17 protein-coding genes are annotated in these 15,757 nt (G+C 60.1%); 10 read left to right on the top strand and 7 right to left on the bottom strand.

Features of this window, described 5'->3' with window-relative positions:
- Nucleotides 1-3 precede the first annotated feature (3 nt).
- Nucleotides 4-1,626, top strand: a complete 1,623-nt coding sequence (locus tag SB725_RS14145) for an MFS transporter (RefSeq protein ID WP_027925330.1) — start codon at nt 4-6, stop codon at nt 1,624-1,626.
- Between the two features lie 51 nt (nt 1,627-1,677).
- Here SB725_RS14145 and SB725_RS14140 read toward each other — a convergent pair whose 3' ends face one another.
- Nucleotides 1,678-2,046: a DUF427 domain-containing protein gene (locus SB725_RS14140; RefSeq protein WP_410921976.1), complete on the bottom strand. Its 369-nt coding sequence runs from the start codon at nt 2,044-2,046 to the stop codon at nt 1,678-1,680.
- Nucleotides 2,047-2,311: 265 nt separating this feature from the next.
- Here SB725_RS14140 and SB725_RS14135 point away from each other — a divergent pair, with 265 nt between their 5' ends.
- From SB725_RS14135 to SB725_RS14120, 4 genes are all read left to right on the top strand, one after another.
- Complete coding sequence (locus tag SB725_RS14135) at nt 2,312-4,261, top strand: DNA topoisomerase III (protein ID WP_410921975.1); 1,950 nt, start codon at nt 2,312-2,314, stop codon at nt 4,259-4,261.
- 113 nt (nt 4,262-4,374) lie between these two features.
- On the top strand, nt 4,375-5,004 hold the full coding sequence (locus SB725_RS14130; RefSeq protein WP_027925327.1) for a glutathione S-transferase family protein: 630 nt from the start codon (nt 4,375-4,377) through the stop codon (nt 5,002-5,004).
- Nucleotides 5,005-5,057: 53 nt separating this feature from the next.
- The gene (locus tag SB725_RS14125) at nt 5,058-5,555 is read left to right on the top strand and encodes a GNAT family N-acetyltransferase (protein ID WP_059181043.1); all 498 of its coding nucleotides are present in this window, start codon (nt 5,058-5,060) and stop codon (nt 5,553-5,555) included.
- Nucleotides 5,556-6,079: 524 nt separating this feature from the next.
- Nucleotides 6,080-6,409, top strand: a complete 330-nt coding sequence (locus SB725_RS14120) for a hypothetical protein (protein ID WP_027925325.1) — start codon at nt 6,080-6,082, stop codon at nt 6,407-6,409.
- 70 nt (nt 6,410-6,479) lie between these two features.
- Here SB725_RS14120 and cynR read toward each other — a convergent pair whose 3' ends face one another.
- Entirely contained in the window at nt 6,480-7,352 is an 873-nt protein-coding gene (cynR, locus tag SB725_RS14115; RefSeq protein WP_194939653.1) for a transcriptional regulator CynR, read from the bottom strand.
- Between the two features lie 121 nt (nt 7,353-7,473).
- Here cynR and cynS point away from each other — a divergent pair, with 121 nt between their 5' ends.
- Nucleotides 7,474-7,941, top strand: coding sequence for a cyanase (gene cynS / locus SB725_RS14110; protein ID WP_410921974.1), 468 nt, complete (start codon nt 7,474-7,476; stop codon nt 7,939-7,941).
- A gap of 152 nt (nt 7,942-8,093) precedes the next feature.
- Nucleotides 8,094-8,753 (top strand): carbonic anhydrase, encoded by a 660-nt coding sequence (locus SB725_RS14105; protein ID WP_194939654.1) that lies wholly within the window; start codon nt 8,094-8,096, stop codon nt 8,751-8,753.
- A 50-nt stretch (nt 8,754-8,803) separates the two neighbouring features.
- Here the strand turns inward: SB725_RS14105 and SB725_RS14100 are convergent, their stop codons facing one another.
- The 3 genes from SB725_RS14100 to glsB all read right to left on the bottom strand — a co-directional run bounded on the left by SB725_RS14100 (nt 8,804) and on the right by glsB (nt 11,705).
- Nucleotides 8,804-9,145, bottom strand: coding sequence for a BON domain-containing protein (locus tag SB725_RS14100; RefSeq protein ID WP_027925321.1), 342 nt, complete (start codon nt 9,143-9,145; stop codon nt 8,804-8,806).
- Between the two features lie 74 nt (nt 9,146-9,219).
- Complete coding sequence (locus SB725_RS14095) at nt 9,220-10,722, bottom strand: aldehyde dehydrogenase family protein (RefSeq protein ID WP_194939655.1); 1,503 nt, start codon at nt 10,720-10,722, stop codon at nt 9,220-9,222.
- Nucleotides 10,723-10,796: 74 nt separating this feature from the next.
- Entirely contained in the window at nt 10,797-11,705 is a 909-nt protein-coding gene (gene glsB / locus SB725_RS14090; RefSeq protein WP_027925319.1) for a glutaminase B, read from the bottom strand.
- Nucleotides 11,706-11,989: 284 nt separating this feature from the next.
- Between glsB and SB725_RS14085 the strand changes: the two genes are divergently transcribed.
- The 3 genes from SB725_RS14085 to SB725_RS14075 are packed head-to-tail and all read left to right on the top strand — an operon-like array spanning nt 11,990 to nt 13,520.
- Nucleotides 11,990-12,193 (top strand): hypothetical protein, encoded by a 204-nt coding sequence (locus SB725_RS14085; RefSeq protein WP_027925318.1) that lies wholly within the window; start codon nt 11,990-11,992, stop codon nt 12,191-12,193.
- 57 nt (nt 12,194-12,250) lie between these two features.
- Nucleotides 12,251-12,766 carry a DoxX family protein gene (locus tag SB725_RS14080; RefSeq protein ID WP_027925317.1) on the top strand — a complete coding sequence of 172 codons (516 nt, stop codon included), beginning with the start codon at nt 12,251-12,253 and terminating at the stop codon, nt 12,764-12,766.
- A gap of 55 nt (nt 12,767-12,821) precedes the next feature.
- Nucleotides 12,822-13,520, top strand: coding sequence for a dienelactone hydrolase family protein (locus tag SB725_RS14075; RefSeq protein WP_027925316.1), 699 nt, complete (start codon nt 12,822-12,824; stop codon nt 13,518-13,520).
- Between the two features lie 72 nt (nt 13,521-13,592).
- Here SB725_RS14075 and SB725_RS14070 read toward each other — a convergent pair whose 3' ends face one another.
- On the bottom strand, nt 13,593-14,561 hold the full coding sequence (locus SB725_RS14070; RefSeq protein ID WP_194939656.1) for a nitrilase-related carbon-nitrogen hydrolase: 969 nt from the start codon (nt 14,559-14,561) through the stop codon (nt 13,593-13,595).
- 87 nt (nt 14,562-14,648) lie between these two features.
- Nucleotides 14,649-15,587 (bottom strand): GlxA family transcriptional regulator, encoded by a 939-nt coding sequence (locus tag SB725_RS14065; RefSeq protein ID WP_410921973.1) that lies wholly within the window; start codon nt 15,585-15,587, stop codon nt 14,649-14,651.
- Nucleotides 15,588-15,757 lie beyond the last annotated feature (170 nt).

Genomic DNA, 15,757 nt, shown 5'->3' with positions numbered 1-15,757 from the left:
GATATGTCAGAACATGTTCAGACCCTGGAAGCCGCGCCCGTCGCGGCGATCACCCACGACACCCGCAAAGTCATCTTCGCCTCGTCACTCGGGACGGTGTTCGAGTGGTACGACTTTTTCCTCTATGGCGCCCTCGCGGCGGTCATCAGCAAACAATTTTTCGCCGGGGTCAACGACACCACGGCGTTCATCTTTGCGCTGATGGCCTTCGCCGCAGGCTTCATCGTGCGGCCTTTCGGCGCGTTGGTGTTCGGTCGATTGGGGGACATGATCGGACGCAAATACACCTTCCTCGCAACCATCGTACTCATGGGCCTGGCGACGTTCTGCGTCGGCTTACTGCCGACCTACGCGAGCATCGGCATCGCCGCGCCGATCATCCTCGTGGTGCTGCGCATGCTTCAGGGTCTGGCCCTGGGCGGTGAATATGGCGGTGCGGCCACCTATGTCGCTGAGCATGCACCGATAGGCAAACGTGGTTTCCACACCAGCTGGATTCAGTCCACGGCGACCCTCGGTTTATTGCTGTCGCTGCTGGTGGTGCTCGGTTGCCGCTACTTCACTGGCGACCAGTTTGAAGTCTGGGGCTGGCGCATTCCGTTTCTGTTTTCCATCATTTTGCTGGGCATCTCGACCTGGATTCGCCTGAGCCTGCACGAGTCGCCGGCCTTCGTGAAAATGAAAGAGGAAGGCAAACTCTGCAAGTCGCCGCTGCGTGATTCCTTCGGCAAGTGGGAAAACCTCAAGGTCGTGTTGATTGCCCTGTTCAGCATCAACGCCGGGCAAGCGGTGACCTTTTACGCCGCGCAGTTTTACGTGCTGTTTTTCCTCACCCAGTTCCTGAAGATGGACCCGGCGGTGGCCAACGGTTTGCTGATTGTCAGCGTGATCATTGGCGCGCCTTTCTTCATTTTCTTTGGCTGGCTGTCGGACAAGGTCGGGCGCAAACCGGTGCTGATGATCGGCCTGCTGCTGGCCACCGCGCTGTATTTCCCGATCTTCAAATCGCTGGCGCATTACGCCAACCCGGCCATTGACCAGGCCAGCCGTCAGGCACCGATTACCGTATTGGCCGACCCGGCGACCTGTACGTTCCAGTTCGACCCGGTGGGCAAGGCGAAATTTGATAGCCCGTGCGACAAGGTCAAAACCTTCCTGGTCAAACAAGGCCTGCCTTACGCGAGCGCCGAAGCACCCGCGGGCAGTGGCGTACAGGTCAGTGTCGGTGACGTGAAAATCGACGGTTACGACGAAGCGGCCCTGCGTGGCGCGGTGACACTGGCCGGCTATCCGTCACAGGCTGATATGCAGCAAATCAACAAGCCGATGATCGTTGCGTTGATCGTCGCGCTGATCATCATCAGCGCCATGTGCTATGGCCCGCTGGCGGCGTTGATGGTCGAACTGTTCCCGACGCGCATCCGCTACACCTCGATGTCGCTGCCCTATCACATCGGCAACGGCTGGTTTGGCGGGTTCTTGCCGACCGTGTCGTTTGCGTTGGTGGTCTACACCGGCGACATCTTCTACGGGCTCTGGTACCCGGTGGTGATTACCGCGGTGAGCCTGGTGGTGGGGATGATCTGTTTGCGCGAGACCAAGAACGTCGATCTCGATAAAAACTGACGGGGCTTTGTGGCGAGGGCCTCCCTCGCCACACACCTTGGAAAACGATCCTCAGGCTTCGGCATCGAGCAATTCGAATTTCACCTGATCCGGGTAGAACGCCACGTATCCACGAATCTGATTGACGGATATTTTAGGGTTCTCGTAACTCCAGACCGCATTGGCGCCTTCATGCCCCGGGACTTGCAAGCTGTAATAGCTGGCATCGCCCTTGTAGGGGCAATAGCTGGTGTGGTCGGTGCGGGCGTAATACTTTTCGTCGATGTCCTCTCGCGGTATGTAGTAGACCGGCGGGTAATTGGCCTCCAACAGCACCAGAGCGCGCGCGGACGCGGCGACCTGAATGCCATGAAACTTCACCAGCAGGCAACCCGGCTGCTCGGCGATGGTGATGACAGGACTGGGACCGGAGCTTTTCATGGAATACGTTCCTCATGACGGTGATGAACCTGGGAGCGTGGCCCGCCCTTGATGGCGTGCGCCGTTGCCCCGAAACCTGAGACCACAACTGTCAGGTATAACCCAAAATTCGGCATCGCCACGGCCCCGCAGCCGAACGGGCCGTTTTGCCCGCCGCAACCCGACGCAACAGCTTTGCTGTACATCCATACAGATAAAGATTGATCCGGCGCTCATCACCGGCCATTCTGTGCGCCTCTTGCACACTTGATGAACGATGGTGGTTATGCGGCTGTACCTCTGTGAAAAACCTTCCCAGGCCAAAGACATTGCAGCCGTGCTCGGCGCCAAGCGTCGGGGCGATGGCTGCTGGCTGGGAACAGACGTCACGGTGACCTGGTGCATCGGCCATTTGCTGGAAACGGCACCGCCGGACGCCTACGACGCGCGCTACAAACGCTGGGTACTGGCCGACCTGCCGATCATTCCCGAGAAATGGAAGATGACCGTCAAGCCGCGCACGGCCAGCCAGTACAAAGCCGTCAAACGCTTGCTCGGCGAGGCCGATGAGCTGGTGATCGCCACCGACGCCGACCGCGAAGGCGAGATGATCGCTCGCGAACTGGTCGAGCACTGCCGCTATCGCGGGCCGATCCGTCGGCTGTGGCTGTCGGCGCTGGACGATGCGTCGATCCGCAAGGCACTGTCTGCGCTGAAACCGGGGGTCGAAACATTCAGCCTTTATCATTCGGCGCTGGGCCGCTCCCGGGCCGACTGGCTGATCGGGATGAACATGAGCCGGTTGTTTACGTTGCTGGGCCGTCAGTCCGGTTATCAGGGCGTGTTGCCGGTAGGTCGGGTGCAGACGCCGACCTTGCGGCTGGTGGTGGACCGCGATCGCAGCATTGCCGATTTCGTCCCCGTGGCTTACTGGGCCATCGACGTGCAGCTGCTGCACGAAGGTACGGCGTTCACAGCCCAATGGCGTGCAACGTCCGATGCTTGTGATGACCAGGATCGCTGCCTGAACCAGCCCCTCGCGCAAGCCGCCGCACAAGCGCTTGGCAACGCCGCGAGCGCACGAGTGATCAAACTGCGCACCGAGCGCATGCGTGAAGTCGCCCCGCTACCCTTCGATCTGGGCACCTTGCAGGAAGTCTGTTCGAAGAAGCTCGGCCTCGGCGCCCAGGAAACTCTGGATATCGCCCAGGCGCTCTACGAAACCCACAAAGTCATCACCTACCCGCGCAGTGATTGCGGTTTTCTGCCGCTGAGTCAGCACAGCGAAGCCCCCGGCATTCTCGCCGCACTGCGCCAGGCCGATCCGTCCCTGAACGCGCTGAACGATTACCTGGAACCGCAACGGCGCTCACGGGCCTGGAACGATGCCAAGGTCACCGCGCACCACGGCATCATCCCCACCGCGGCGGCGAAGAATCTGGATCGGCTGGTGGGCAAACAGCGGGCGGTCTACACGCTGATTCGTGCGCGTTATCTGGCGCAGTTCCTGCCCAATCATGAATACGACCGCACCCAGGCCGACTTCAACTGCGCCGGTGAAGCCCTGCGTGCCGTCGGCAAACAGATCGTCGAACCCGGTTGGAAGCGTGCCCTGCCGGAAGCCCTCGCCCCCGCCAAGGGCCGTGAGGCGCCTGCGCCACAAACCTTGCCGGCACTGGCCGAGGGGCTGGATTGCACCGTGGCCGATGTGAAACTCAAGGACCTGTGGACGCAGCCGCCCAAACCGTTCACCGAAGGCGACCTGATCAAGGCCATGAAAAACGTGGCCAAACTGGTGGAAGACCCGCTGCTCAAACAGAAGCTCAAGGACACCACCGGCATCGGCACCGAGGCGACACGCGCCTCGATCATTCAGGGCCTTCTCGACCGTGGTTACCTGATCAAGAACGGCAAAGCGCTGGCCGCTACCCCTGCAGCTTTCAGCCTGATCGATGCGGTGCCGCGCGCGATTGCCGACCCCGGCACCACCGCGATCTGGGAACAAGCGCTGGACATGGTGCAGAGTGGCGAAATGAGCCTGGAAGAGTTCGTCACCAAACAGGCGGCGTGGATGAGCAAACAAGTCGCCCGTTGCGCCGGTTTGAGCCTGACCATCAGCGGCCCCGCCAGCCCGGCCGGGCGAGGTGCCGCACCGTGGAAGAAAAAACGCAAACCGGCGACACGCAAACCCTCGACGGGCAGCAAACGCGCCGCGAAACCGACAAGCAAGGCTTGATGGCACTTCGAACGGACCGGGATGGTCTAGTGTTCTTCAAGCCCGGCGACTGCCTGTTCTGAAAAGACATCGCAGCCTCGTTTCACTCGACAGCTGCTACAGGAATTATATTTATGATTATCGTGCATCACCTGAACAACTCCCGTTCCCAGCGCATTCTCTGGCTGCTGGAAGAGTTGGCGATTCCTTACGAGCTGAAACTGTATCAGCGCGATCCGAAAACCAATCTTGCCCCGCCGGAACTGAAAGCGATCAATGCGCTGGGTAAATCGCCGGTCATTGAAGACGGTAAGCAGAAGCTGATCGAGTCCGCGGCGATCATTGATTACCTGATCCGCCGTCATGGCCAGGGTCGCCTGCAACCCGATCCTTCCACCCCTGCCTACGACGAATACGTCCAGTGGCTGCACTTCGCCGAAGGCTCTGCGATGTTGCCGCTGATGCTGAACCTGTATGTCGGACGCCTCGGTGAAGCCGGGGCGCCGCTGCATCCGCGCATCAACTCGGAAGTGGCGAACTACCTGGGCTACCTCGACACCGCACTGAGCCAGTCCGATTACCTGCTCGGTGACGAGTTCAGCGCCGCCGATATCCAGATGAGCTTCATCGGCGAGATCGCCCGGGCCCAAGGCAAACTGGCCAACTACCCGCATGTGGCGGCCTGGGTCCAACGCTTCCAGGCGCGCCCGGCTTACCTCGCTGCATTGAAGAAAGGCGGCCAGTACGACTTCGCGCCGCACTGAGTGATCCTTACAGGGCCACGGATGGCCCTGCGTAACCTGGAGCGCCCCGCACAATGCCTTCGATAGAACTGCACGCCGCCCAGCGTGACGACTTCGACACCCTCGAAAACCTGATGCAGTTCTACGTCTACGACTTCAGCGAATGGCTGCCGCTGGAACTGGGTGAGCATGGTTTTTTCAACATCCAGCCCAAACTCGATTACTGGCGCAAGCCCGCGACCCGAGCGTTTTTGATCCGGGTCGACGGTGAGCTGGCCGGTTTCGTGACCGTGGACGACGACACCCACCTCGAAGGCGCCGAGTACAACATCGGCTATTTTTTTGTCAGTCGGCGCTTCCGTGGCCAAGGTGTCGCGAAGTTTGTCGTTTCCACCCTCTTGAGCCAATTCCCCGGTCAATGGCAGATTTTCCACATCGATGCGAACCCGCCTGCACGGCGGTTCTGGGCCAAAGTGATGCCTGATCTTACGGGCAATCAATTCACCCTGCATCAGCAACCAGTAGACGGTTATCCCTGCACGTTCTACCGCTTTCAGAGCCCGCAGCCGTAGGCCTGAGGGGCGTGTCCCGGCCTCGCTTTTTCATTCCAATCCGTTTTGTCCGACAATATGTAGTGACTGAAAAAAATCACTACATAACGGTTGACGCCTCCGTTTTGCCCTTGCATGATGCAGACATCTCCCCGATCGGGAGTACAGCAACATGTTTGAGCAAGCTCGTCTGACCGCCGAGCTGTTTTTCCCGGATACACGCTGCCCACAAGGCAGATTGAAGAAGCTGACCTGGCCCGAACGTCCAGTACAAGGACGAGAAGCGCTGGCGATCAATCCTCATGAAGCTTGTGGCCGACCCTGAAAAGTCGGCAGTGGCCTCCAGGTATTCGCTGCTTCTCTTCGTTGTGACGCTAACGCGTAGCAGTTATTCAACACGACTACATGCAACAGACGCGAGACCCGTTGAATTTGACGGCCGACCGCTGACGTCCTGGTTTCGGTGCCAGGGATCAACTAACCGATGGGCTACTTGTATTAGCGAACCAACTTTGAAAGATCACCAAATGGTCAAGGGGCAAATTATGAATCTGAACAATCAACCTTCTATCGATGAACTGGCTCGTCTGTTCGCGGCGCAAAAAGACAGCCACGACAGCCACATTCTGTGGATCAGCAAATCGGGCCAGGTTCATATCGACTGCCTGTCGCCTCATGCTCATGAAGCGGAGTTCGACCAGAACAACCAGAACCTGCTCGCCCGACTGAAGATGTACCGTCGCGGCCAGGGCTATGTCGGCAAGAAAGCCGCGGCCGACAAGGACTTCATCGGTAATGTTCTGCAAACGCTGAAACAGGCATGGGCTTCGCTGCAGAACCAAAACGAAGTTCGGGTGATTGATCGGTTCTACTAATAAACTGACTCACTGATAAAAAAGGGCCTGCTCCCATGAAAGAGCAGGCCCTTTTTTGTGCCTGAGTGTCTTACAGCCCCAACACCAGATTCATAAACGCCACCGACGCCGCGCTGTGGTAGTTGTTTTTACGACGCAACAACGCCGCCCCGCGGGTTGGCGCCTCCCCCACCAATGGAATCTTGCGCAGCGCACGCTCCTGGCTGGCGATGGCTTCCGGCAGGATGGTGGCAATTGCCGTGTGCCGAATGACTTCCAGCAAGGTGCTCACAGAATTGACCTCGATCACCACCTTCGGCGTGATCTGCTCCTGGGCAAAATACTCATTGATGCGGGTGCGGGTGATGAAGTCCGGGGTCAACAGCGCGAACTCCAGTTGAGCGAGTTCTTCAGCGGGCAATGCGAGCTGACTGTCATACAACGGGTGAGCGCGCCCCACCATCACCCCCAGTGTCTCGGTAAACGCTGGAATCGATTCAATGTCGGCATTTCTGACTTCATTGAACGCAATGGCGATGTCCAGTGAGTCATCCGCCAACCCCGCTTCAATGTCACCCATCGACAGTTCGAAAATCTCCAGATGGATATTCGGAAACCGCGCCACGTAATCGCGCACCAACGGCCCCACGAGATACGCCATGAACGTCGGCGTCATCGCCAGGCGCAAGGTGCCGCGGGACAAGTCCTTCACGTCATGCAGCGCACGTTTTCCAGCCTCCAGTTCCACCAATACGCGACGAGCACACTCGATGTAGGCCGCGCCGGCATCGGTCGGTTTGACGGTGCGCGAGGTGCGGTCGAACAGGCTTACGCCCAGGGTTTCTTCCAGCTGCCGGATTTGCTGGGACAAGGTCGGCTGCGACACATGCAACGCCTCGGCGGCCCGGGTGAAGCCGCCGTGGTCGGCGACCGCCAGCAAATAGCGCAGATGTCGTAGCAGCATGGTGATTCCATCTATAGGCAGGGCTTATGCACAGCATTGTATATCGATCTTGGACGCTATGGATCAATCGGCAGAAGATGGCTTCACACCCAAGCAACACCACGCCGACAGGAGAATCACCATGCAACAGTCCCACGCCTACAACGACCCAAGCCTGGCCCTGACCACCTCGATCCTCGATGCCAAGGCCCGCAAGAATCTGTCCTGGCAGGACCTGACCGACGGCACCGGCCTGGGCCTGGCCTACGTCACCGCCGCCCTCCTCGGTCAGCATCCGTTGCCCAAAGCCGCTGCCGAAGTGATCGGCGACAAGCTGGAACTGGACGCCGACGCGGTGGCCCGCCTGCAGATCATCCCCCTGCGCGGCAGCCTCTCCGGTGTCCCGACCGACCCGACCATTTACCGCTTCTACGAAATGATCCAGATCTACGGCACCACCCTCAAAGCCCTGGTTCATGAGCAATTTGGCGACGGCATCGTCAGCGCGATCAACTTCAAGCTCGACATGAAAAAAGTCGAAGACCCGGAAGGCGGCTCCCGTGCGGTGATCACCCTGGACGGCAAGTTCCTGCCACTGCGCCCGTTCTAACCCGACACAAACCCCCTGTAGCCGCTGCCGAGCCCGCGAGGCTGCGTCCGAGGACGCAGTCCTCGCCAATACAGGCGACTGCTTCGCAGCCGGACGCAGCCTCGCAGCCTCACGGGCTCGACAGCGGCTACAAACACAATGAGGACATCAGCATGAAAGCGCTCATCGACGGTTTTTTGAAGTTCCAGAACGAAGCTTTTCCACAACGCACCGACCTGTTCAAACACCTGGCCACCACCCAGCATCCCGGCACGTTGTTCATCACCTGTTCCGACAGCCGTGTAGTGCCCGAATTACTGACCCAGCAAGAACCCGGTGAATTGTTCGTCATCCGCAACGCCGGCAACATCGTGCCCTCCTACAGCCCTCATCCGGGCGGTGTGTCGGCCACGGTTGAATACGCGGTCGCAGTGCTCGGTGTGACCGACATTGTGATCTGCGGCCATTCGGATTGCGGCGCCATGACCGCCATCGCCAAGTGCACATGCATGGATCACCTGCCGGCAGTCAGCGGCTGGTTGCAGCACGCCGAATCGGCGAAAGTCATCAACGAATCCCGCCCTCACGCCAGTGATGCGGCGAAGGTCAGTTCAATGGTCCGGGAAAACGTCATTGCGCAACTGGCCAACATCCAGACACACCCGAGCGTGCGCCTGGCGCAGGAAAAAGGCCTGTTGAATTTGCATGGCTGGGTCTACGACATCGAAACCGGTTCGATTGACGCCCTGGAGGCCAGCACCCGCACCTTCGTCTCGCTGGCGGAACATCCGACGACGTGCGCGGTGTACGGCAAAGCGGTCGAAGCCGCTTGATGATCAGCCCTTGCGCAGCGCTCCCGATCCCGGAAGCGCTGCTGACAGGGTCATTGGTCGTCTGACGAACGTGGCCGCTGCTCCGCGCTCTCCTCAGCGTTGGGCGCTTCGGGAAAAGTGCCTGGTTTGAACACGTGTGTCAGTAATTCCCGGGCATCGACGTCGACCACACCTTGAACCGAGCGGGCCAGTGCCACAGCCTGTTCACATTGCCGATGGGTGTTGACCCGACCACTCAACGCCACGGTGCCCGCATGGGTTTTGACGTGAATGTGCATGGCGAGGGTGGGTTCGCCCATGGCCAGGGCCGACTTCACCCGGGCCGTCAGCCAGGTATCGTGAGCGACCGATTCCAGGTGATGGGAATATTGCTCGAAGGAACGGAGTTTCATGATGGATCCCTCTTTCAGAACGAAGGAGCAAACACCTTAATTATAGTGTGCCCCCTCGCCTGCGGTCGGAATCCCTAGCGCTTGACCGACAGATCGGTCTGCGTCATGCGGCTGCGAATGGTGAACACACCGTCTCCCGAGAGAATCGCGCTGCGCGCAAACAGTCGACCACTCTCCCAATTCGAAAGACCCAGCTCCGGCTTGTTCAAGGCGTACTGTCCGTCGACCCAACGCGTGATGCCGTTGCCGACAAATGGCGCGTTGACCGCGTTGTAGAAGCGCTCATGCGCCGCGTCATCCTCACTGATCAACGACACCGTGAACTGCGGGCTATAGCGATTGAACAAGGCAATCGCACGGTCCAGGTCATCGACGATCATCAGGCTGACTTCCGGGGTTTCTTCCCATTCCCACTCGCGGCCCAATTGCTCCTCCGGCAGTGGCTCGGCCATGGCTTCGGTGCGGTAGCCTTCGGCGCGGTACACCTCGACGCTCGCGCTCAACCATTCCGTCGGCAAACACGCCTCGCTGCCCTCGACGATGTGCAACTTGCAGCCCTGGCCCCGTGCAGTGCCGGCCTGTTGCAACGCATCGAGAAACAGCGGCACCAGATCGGTGGCGCGGTCGCGCTGGATCAAGCAGACGTTGAGGGTGTTGCAGACCTTGCGGTCCAGGGAATTGCGCACCACGGCGGCGAAGCGCGTCGCGTCGGCGTGTTGGTCGGCAATCAGCCAGGCGCCACCGGTGCCGTGCAGGCTGACGGCGGTGCCCGCTTGTTGGGCGATGCTGCCCAATTGGCTGACCGCACGCCCCGAACCCCGCGCCACGGCCAGGGACAGACGCCGGTCGGCGAACATCGCCCAACCGGCCGCGTGATTGACGCTTTCGACCAGCGACACCGCGCCGACCGGCAATCCGGCGTCGCTCAGCGCCGGGTTCAGCGCATGGGTGACGATGGCCTGGGCGGTGCCCAATGCATCGCTGCCGATACGCAGCACCGCGGTGTTACCGGTGCGCAAGACACCGGCGGCATCGGCGAACACGTTCGGTCGACCTTCGAAGACAAACGCGACGATGCCCAGCGGCGACACCACTTGCTCGACTTTCCAGCCGTCATGTTCGACGCAACTGATCACTTTGCCGCGCGTGGCCGACGCATCGCGCCACGCCCGTAGGCCGGCGATCATGTCGCGGCGCATGCGTTCATCGGCCAGCAAGCGCGTGGTTGAGCGTCCACGGGCTTTGGCGCGCTCGATGTCAGCGAGGTTGGCGGCCGCGATCAAGTCCCAGCATTGCGGGGTTTCCAGACGTTGGGCAAACAGGTCGAAGAAGTGGCTGATCGCTTGATCCGACACCGCCGACATCGCGATGAAGGCTGCTTCTGCGCGCTCTATCGCAACGCTGGCCGCTTGCTGGTCCGCCACCGGGATCAGCAACAATTCGCCGCTGACCTGTTCCACCAGCAGGTGGTCGCCGGGCTGGAAGCGTGCGGCCAGTTCGGGGCTGACGACCGTGACACGATTACCGGCAAAAGGAATCGGCGTACCAGCGACTAGACGTTCGAGCGCAAGAGACATGAAGCGGTTTCACCATGCAGGGGGCGGCCGGAAAATGTATAGGAAATTTTCCGGAGCGTCATTAATCCTGCCCGTTAAAACACCGACCAGCCAATCCGCTGGCTCAGCAATTCCAGCGCGGCCATCCCGGCCAGGGAATTGCCGGCGGCGTTCAGTTCCGGCGACCAGACGCACACCGTGAATTGCCCCGGCACCACGGCGACAATTCCGCCGCCAACCCCGCTCTTGCCCGGCAAACCCACGCGATAGGCAAAGTTGCCGGCCTCGTCGTACAGCCCGCTGGTGGCCATGATCGAGTTGACCTGTTGAGTCTGGCGCGCAGTGAGGATCTGTTCGCCGCTGTGCTTGCAGAACCCGTCGTTGGCCAAAAAGCAGAACGCCCGGGCCAGGTCGATGCAATTCATGCGCAACGCGCAGTGGCTGAAGTAGCTGCGCAGCACGGATTCGACGTCGTTGTGAAAGTTGCCGAACGACTGCATCAGGTAGGCCATGGCGGCGTTGCGCGCACGGTGTTGGTATTCGGACTCGGCGACTTTGCCATCGACCATGACCTGCGGATTGCCGGACAGCCGACGGACAAAATCACGCATCGACAACGCCGGGGCGGCAAAGCGCGACTGGTTGATGTCGCAGATCACCAGGGCGCCGGCATTGATGAAGGGATTACGCGGACGGCCGCGCTCGAATTCCAGCTGCACCAGCGAGTTGAACGGTTGACCGGAAGGTTCGTGGCCCAGACGTTCCCAGATCGCCTCACCGGAGTGTTCGATGGCCTGCACCAGGCTGAAGACCTTGGAAATACTCTGCACCGAGAACGGCGTCTCGGCATCGCCGGCGCAGTACAACTCACCGTCGTTGCTGTACACGGCAATGCCCAATTGATTGGCCGGCACGGTGCCGAGGGCAGGAATGTAGTCCGCCACCTTGCCCTGCCCGATCAGCGGCCGGACAGCGTCGAGGATCTCGTTCAACAGCGCTTGCATGCGAGGTTCCAAAGTCACGCCCCATGGGATTGCGGGGACACTGAGGCTAGACGCTGCGCGTCGGCCAGGAATCACAGCGGCCTCACCCCAATCCAAAACCCAACGCCTACACGGGATTCGCGGTGGCTGTGTATCTGCGTGTGTACAGACCCGCCCCTGACACACCCCGTCCATAAAACCCCGCCCCAACGACACATCGCAGATACACCGGCTTGGTCAACTGCACCGGTCGATTGGCCAAGCCGATCAAAGCGCTCAACTCACTCACTGTACGGAGTATCACCATGTTCAAGCTTTCCACTTCTTCCCTGACCCTCGGCCTGCTCATCGCCGGTGGCCTGGCCTTGTCGAACATCGCTTCGGCCTCCGAATCCGAAGCGTTCAGCATGAAACAACTGGCCCACGGTTACAGCCAGGTCCAGGCCGACACCGCGGAAAAACCGGCCGAAGGCAAATGTGGCGAAGGCAAGTGCGGTGCCGCCGAGTAGTCCCCTTGCGCGGGGCACTCGATGCCCCGCATTCCTGACCTGACGGAGATCAAGCCCATGAACACTTCAATCTCTTCGGCCGTCAAAGGCCTGCACCTGAACCTCGACCGTGCCGGTAGCTGGCTCGCGCCCCTGACCTTGCGGTTGTTCATTGCCTGGGAATTCTTTGAGTCGGGCCTGGAAAAATGGAACGGCGAGAACTGGTTTGCCGACATCCAGGACCGTTTTCCATTTCCGTTCGATCACGTGCCTGCCACGTTGAACTGGGAACTGTCGATGTGGGCCGAGCTGATTTGCGCCCTCGCGATACTGGTGGGTGTGGGCACGCGGGTCTCGGCGATCATCCTGATCGTGGTCACCGTTGTCGCCACTGCCGCCGTTCACTGGCCGGCCGATTGGTCTACATTAAGTGAGCTTGCCCAGGGTTACGCCATCAGCAATAAAGGCCACGGCAACTTCAAACTGCCGGTGATCTACCTCGCCGCCCTCCTGCCCTTGCTGCTCTCGGGTGCCGGCAAGCTGAGCCTCGATACGCTGCTGGCGCGATTTTTCTGGCGCCGTCACAATCGTTGAAATGCTACCGTGACACGCTTCACCTTCCACCTCACTTGCGTAGACAGGAGCCACCATGAGCGTGACCACCCAATGGATCGAGATCGACAGCGACGACGGTAAATTTGGCGCTTACCTGGCCATTCCGCATACCCAGCGTGGCCCGGGGATCGTCTTGATCCAGGAGATCTTCGGCGTCAACGAGCACATCCGCTCCGTCGCCGAGCAATACGCCGCTGATGGTTATCTGGTGATCGCGCCGGACCTGTTCTGGCGCAACGGCCACCGCATCGAACTGACCTACGACGAAGCCGGCTGGAAACGCGCCGTCGAGCTGATGAACGCCACCGACATCACCAAGGCCCAGGCCGACATCAAACTGGCCATCGACACCCTCGATGCCCAGCCGGGGCTGGATGGCGGCATCGCTTCCATCGGTTACTGCTTTGGCGGCCTGCTGTCGTACCTCACGGCCACCAATGGTTTGGTGGATGTAGCGATCGCCTATTACGGCGGCGGCATCCAGAATCACCTGGACCGCGCCGACGACATTGAAGTGCCTTTGCTGATGCACTTCGGTGAACAGGACAGCCACATTTCCCTCGAAGCCGTGGAGAAAATCGCCGAACGTTTCGACACCAACGACAACGTGGAAATTGTCGTGTACCCGGAAGCCGAACACGGCTTCAACTGCTCGCACCGCGACAGCTACAACCAGCGCGCAGCGGCTGAGGCGCATGGCAACACGCTGATCTTCCTGGCCCAGGAACTGTAAAACTGCCCTCCACGGAAAAGGCCCCTTCATCGATTGATGAAGGGGCCTTTTTTGTACTTCGCGTTTACCCGATCACACCGCTTCCGGTTGACCGGTGACCGCCCGTGTCGGCTGGGCATTGCGCTCATGCACATGGCGGTGCGGTGTGCGGTCGATGTTCAGGCTGAGGATTTCCGGACGGCTGTAGTGACCGCGGCCATCCATTTGACGTTTACGAATCTCGATCTGGAACAGGTCGATGTCAGCGATGACCTCGCCTTCGCCTTCAGTCAGCGCGCCGATGACTTCACCTTGTGGGTCGATGATCGCGGTGTAGCAACCGCCGGAGATCGGGCCGATCTCGCAACCGGTGTCGGCCATGATTTGTGCTTGCTGTTCCGGGTATAACCACGCCGTCGAGTTGACCACAAAGCACGCCGATTCCAGGGCATGCATGCGGATGCTGACTTCCATCTGTCGGGTGAACCGCTCACCGGCGAACGAGCCGGGGTACATCGAGGCGTGGATCTGTTCGCCGTCTTCGATCAGGGCATACCGGGCCAGCGGGTTGTAATGTTCCCAGCAGGCCAGTTGACCGATACGGCCAACAGCGCTGTCGATGGCACGCAGGCCGGAGCCATCGCCCATGCCCCAGATCATGCGTTCGTGATAGGTCGGCGAAATCTTGCGACGCGCCTGAATCAGCGTGCCGTCGGCATCAAACAGCAACTGCGTGTTGTACAGGGTGCTGCCATCGCGCTCATTGACGCCGATGGACACGACCATGTTGGCGTCTTTGGCCGCTTTGCCGATTGCATCGGTGGTTGCCGACGGCACGACAACAGCCTGATCGAGCAACTTGTAGTGCTCGGAGCCCATGTCGAATGGCGACTGCACAAAGGAAAAGTATGGGTAGTACGGCACGATGGTTTCCGGGAAGACGGCGAACTGCACGCCCTTCTCGCCGAGTTCGCGAATTTTGTTGACGACCTTCTCTACGGTGCCTTCACGGCTGTAGAGCACAGGTGCGATTTGGACGGCAGCGGCTTTGACGATGGTCATGGCGGTGATCTCACTGAGGGAATGGGCTTCAACGAGATCCAGATTACGGTAATCATATTTTGTCTTAAATGTCGAATACTCCACTTTTCAGGTCATCACCCGATTCGCCCGCTGGATCACCTGCGGTGGTTGGCCGAAGGCGCGGATAAAGGCCCGACGCATACGCTCCCGGTCACCAAAACCGGTCTCGGTGGCGACCACATCGATGGCATGCCGACCGGTTTCCATCATCAACCGTGCGGCTTCCACGCGAAGGTTTTCGATGGCTTTGGCGGGCGATTGACCGGTTTCCGCATGGAATACTCGACTGAATTGCCGAGGGCTCAAATTCGCAGCGCCCGCCAACTCTTCCACCGACAACGCGGATTTCAGGTGCTGTTTGGCGTAGGTCAACGCCGCCTGAATGCGATCGGTCTTCGGCTCCAATTCCAGCATCACTGAGAACTGCGATTGCCCACCCGCGCGGCGGTGATACACCACCAACTGCCGAGCCACCGTGCGCGCCACCTGGGCGCCAAGGTCTTTTTCCACCAGCGCCAACGCCAGGTCGACACAGGCGCTCATGCCGGCGGCAGTCCAGAGGTTGCCGTCGTTGATGAAGATGCGGTCCTCTTCGACCAGTACCTTTGGAAACGCCCGTTGCAAGGCCGGCGCATGACACCAGTGTGTGGTCGCTCGCCGCCCATCGAGCAAACCCGCCTCGGCCAGCGCAATCGCACCGGTGCAAATCGACCCCAGCCGCCGGGTGGATTCGCTGGCACGGCGCAAAAACGCCACCATGCCTGGCGACGTGGGCCGGATCAGGTTGTCGCCCATCACCAGCAGCGTATCGAACGCCCGTTGATCGAATGCCTGGGTTTCCACGCCGAATCCGGCGGAGGTCTGCACCGTGCCGCCGTGCTCGGACAGCAGGGAAAGGCTGTACACCGGCTCTTCGGCGGTGTTATTGGCCAGTTCGAAGGTGGCGCACATGGCGAGGCCGAGGACCTGGAAGCCGGGGTAGACGATGAGTCCGATGTGGTGCATGGGCGGTTGATCCCTTTGACCTTAAAAGCGGCATAGATGATTTCAAGCCATCACTCTACGCCAGTTAGCGTGGGGGCAAGAATTCGGCGATCAGCGGATCGAATACTTCAACTTTGTCTATTTCACACTAGTGTATTAACCGCGTTACAACTTTCCGTCGCAACAATAGT

This window comes from Pseudomonas sp. SIMBA_041, assembly GCF_046535095.1.
Lineage (GTDB): Bacteria > Pseudomonadota > Gammaproteobacteria > Pseudomonadales > Pseudomonadaceae > Aquipseudomonas > Aquipseudomonas mucoides.
The sequence above is the reverse complement of the archived record's forward strand: the minus strand, read 5'-3'. Positions and strand labels throughout refer to the sequence as shown.

Coding starts and splice junctions, on each gene's coding strand:
- cynR (WP_194939653.1), bottom strand. CDS start 7,352: ATGCTGCTACGACATCTGCGCTATTTGCTGGCGGTCGCCGACCACGGC.
- SB725_RS14105 (WP_194939654.1), top strand. CDS start 8,094: ATGAAAGCGCTCATCGACGGTTTTTTGAAGTTCCAGAACGAAGCTTTT.
- SB725_RS14095 (WP_194939655.1), bottom strand. CDS start 10,722: ATGTCTCTTGCGCTCGAACGTCTAGTCGCTGGTACGCCGATTCCTTTT.
- SB725_RS14070 (WP_194939656.1), bottom strand. CDS start 14,561: ATGACCATCGTCAAAGCCGCTGCCGTCCAAATCGCACCTGTGCTCTAC.
- SB725_RS14135 (WP_410921975.1), top strand. CDS start 2,312: ATGCGGCTGTACCTCTGTGAAAAACCTTCCCAGGCCAAAGACATTGCA.
- SB725_RS14120 (WP_027925325.1), top strand. CDS start 6,080: ATGAATCTGAACAATCAACCTTCTATCGATGAACTGGCTCGTCTGTTC.
- SB725_RS14100 (WP_027925321.1), bottom strand. CDS start 9,145: ATGAAACTCCGTTCCTTCGAGCAATATTCCCATCACCTGGAATCGGTC.
- SB725_RS14075 (WP_027925316.1), top strand. CDS start 12,822: ATGAGCGTGACCACCCAATGGATCGAGATCGACAGCGACGACGGTAAA.
- cynS (WP_410921974.1), top strand. CDS start 7,474: ATGCAACAGTCCCACGCCTACAACGACCCAAGCCTGGCCCTGACCACC.
- SB725_RS14125 (WP_059181043.1), top strand. CDS start 5,058: ATGCCTTCGATAGAACTGCACGCCGCCCAGCGTGACGACTTCGACACC.
- SB725_RS14140 (WP_410921976.1), bottom strand. CDS start 2,046: ATGAAAAGCTCCGGTCCCAGTCCTGTCATCACCATCGCCGAGCAGCCG.
- SB725_RS14130 (WP_027925327.1), top strand. CDS start 4,375: ATGATTATCGTGCATCACCTGAACAACTCCCGTTCCCAGCGCATTCTC.
- SB725_RS14080 (WP_027925317.1), top strand. CDS start 12,251: ATGAACACTTCAATCTCTTCGGCCGTCAAAGGCCTGCACCTGAACCTC.
- SB725_RS14085 (WP_027925318.1), top strand. CDS start 11,990: ATGTTCAAGCTTTCCACTTCTTCCCTGACCCTCGGCCTGCTCATCGCC.
- SB725_RS14145 (WP_027925330.1), top strand. CDS start 4: ATGTCAGAACATGTTCAGACCCTGGAAGCCGCGCCCGTCGCGGCGATC.
- glsB (WP_027925319.1), bottom strand. CDS start 11,705: ATGCAAGCGCTGTTGAACGAGATCCTCGACGCTGTCCGGCCGCTGATC.
- SB725_RS14065 (WP_410921973.1), bottom strand. CDS start 15,587: ATGCACCACATCGGACTCATCGTCTACCCCGGCTTCCAGGTCCTCGGC.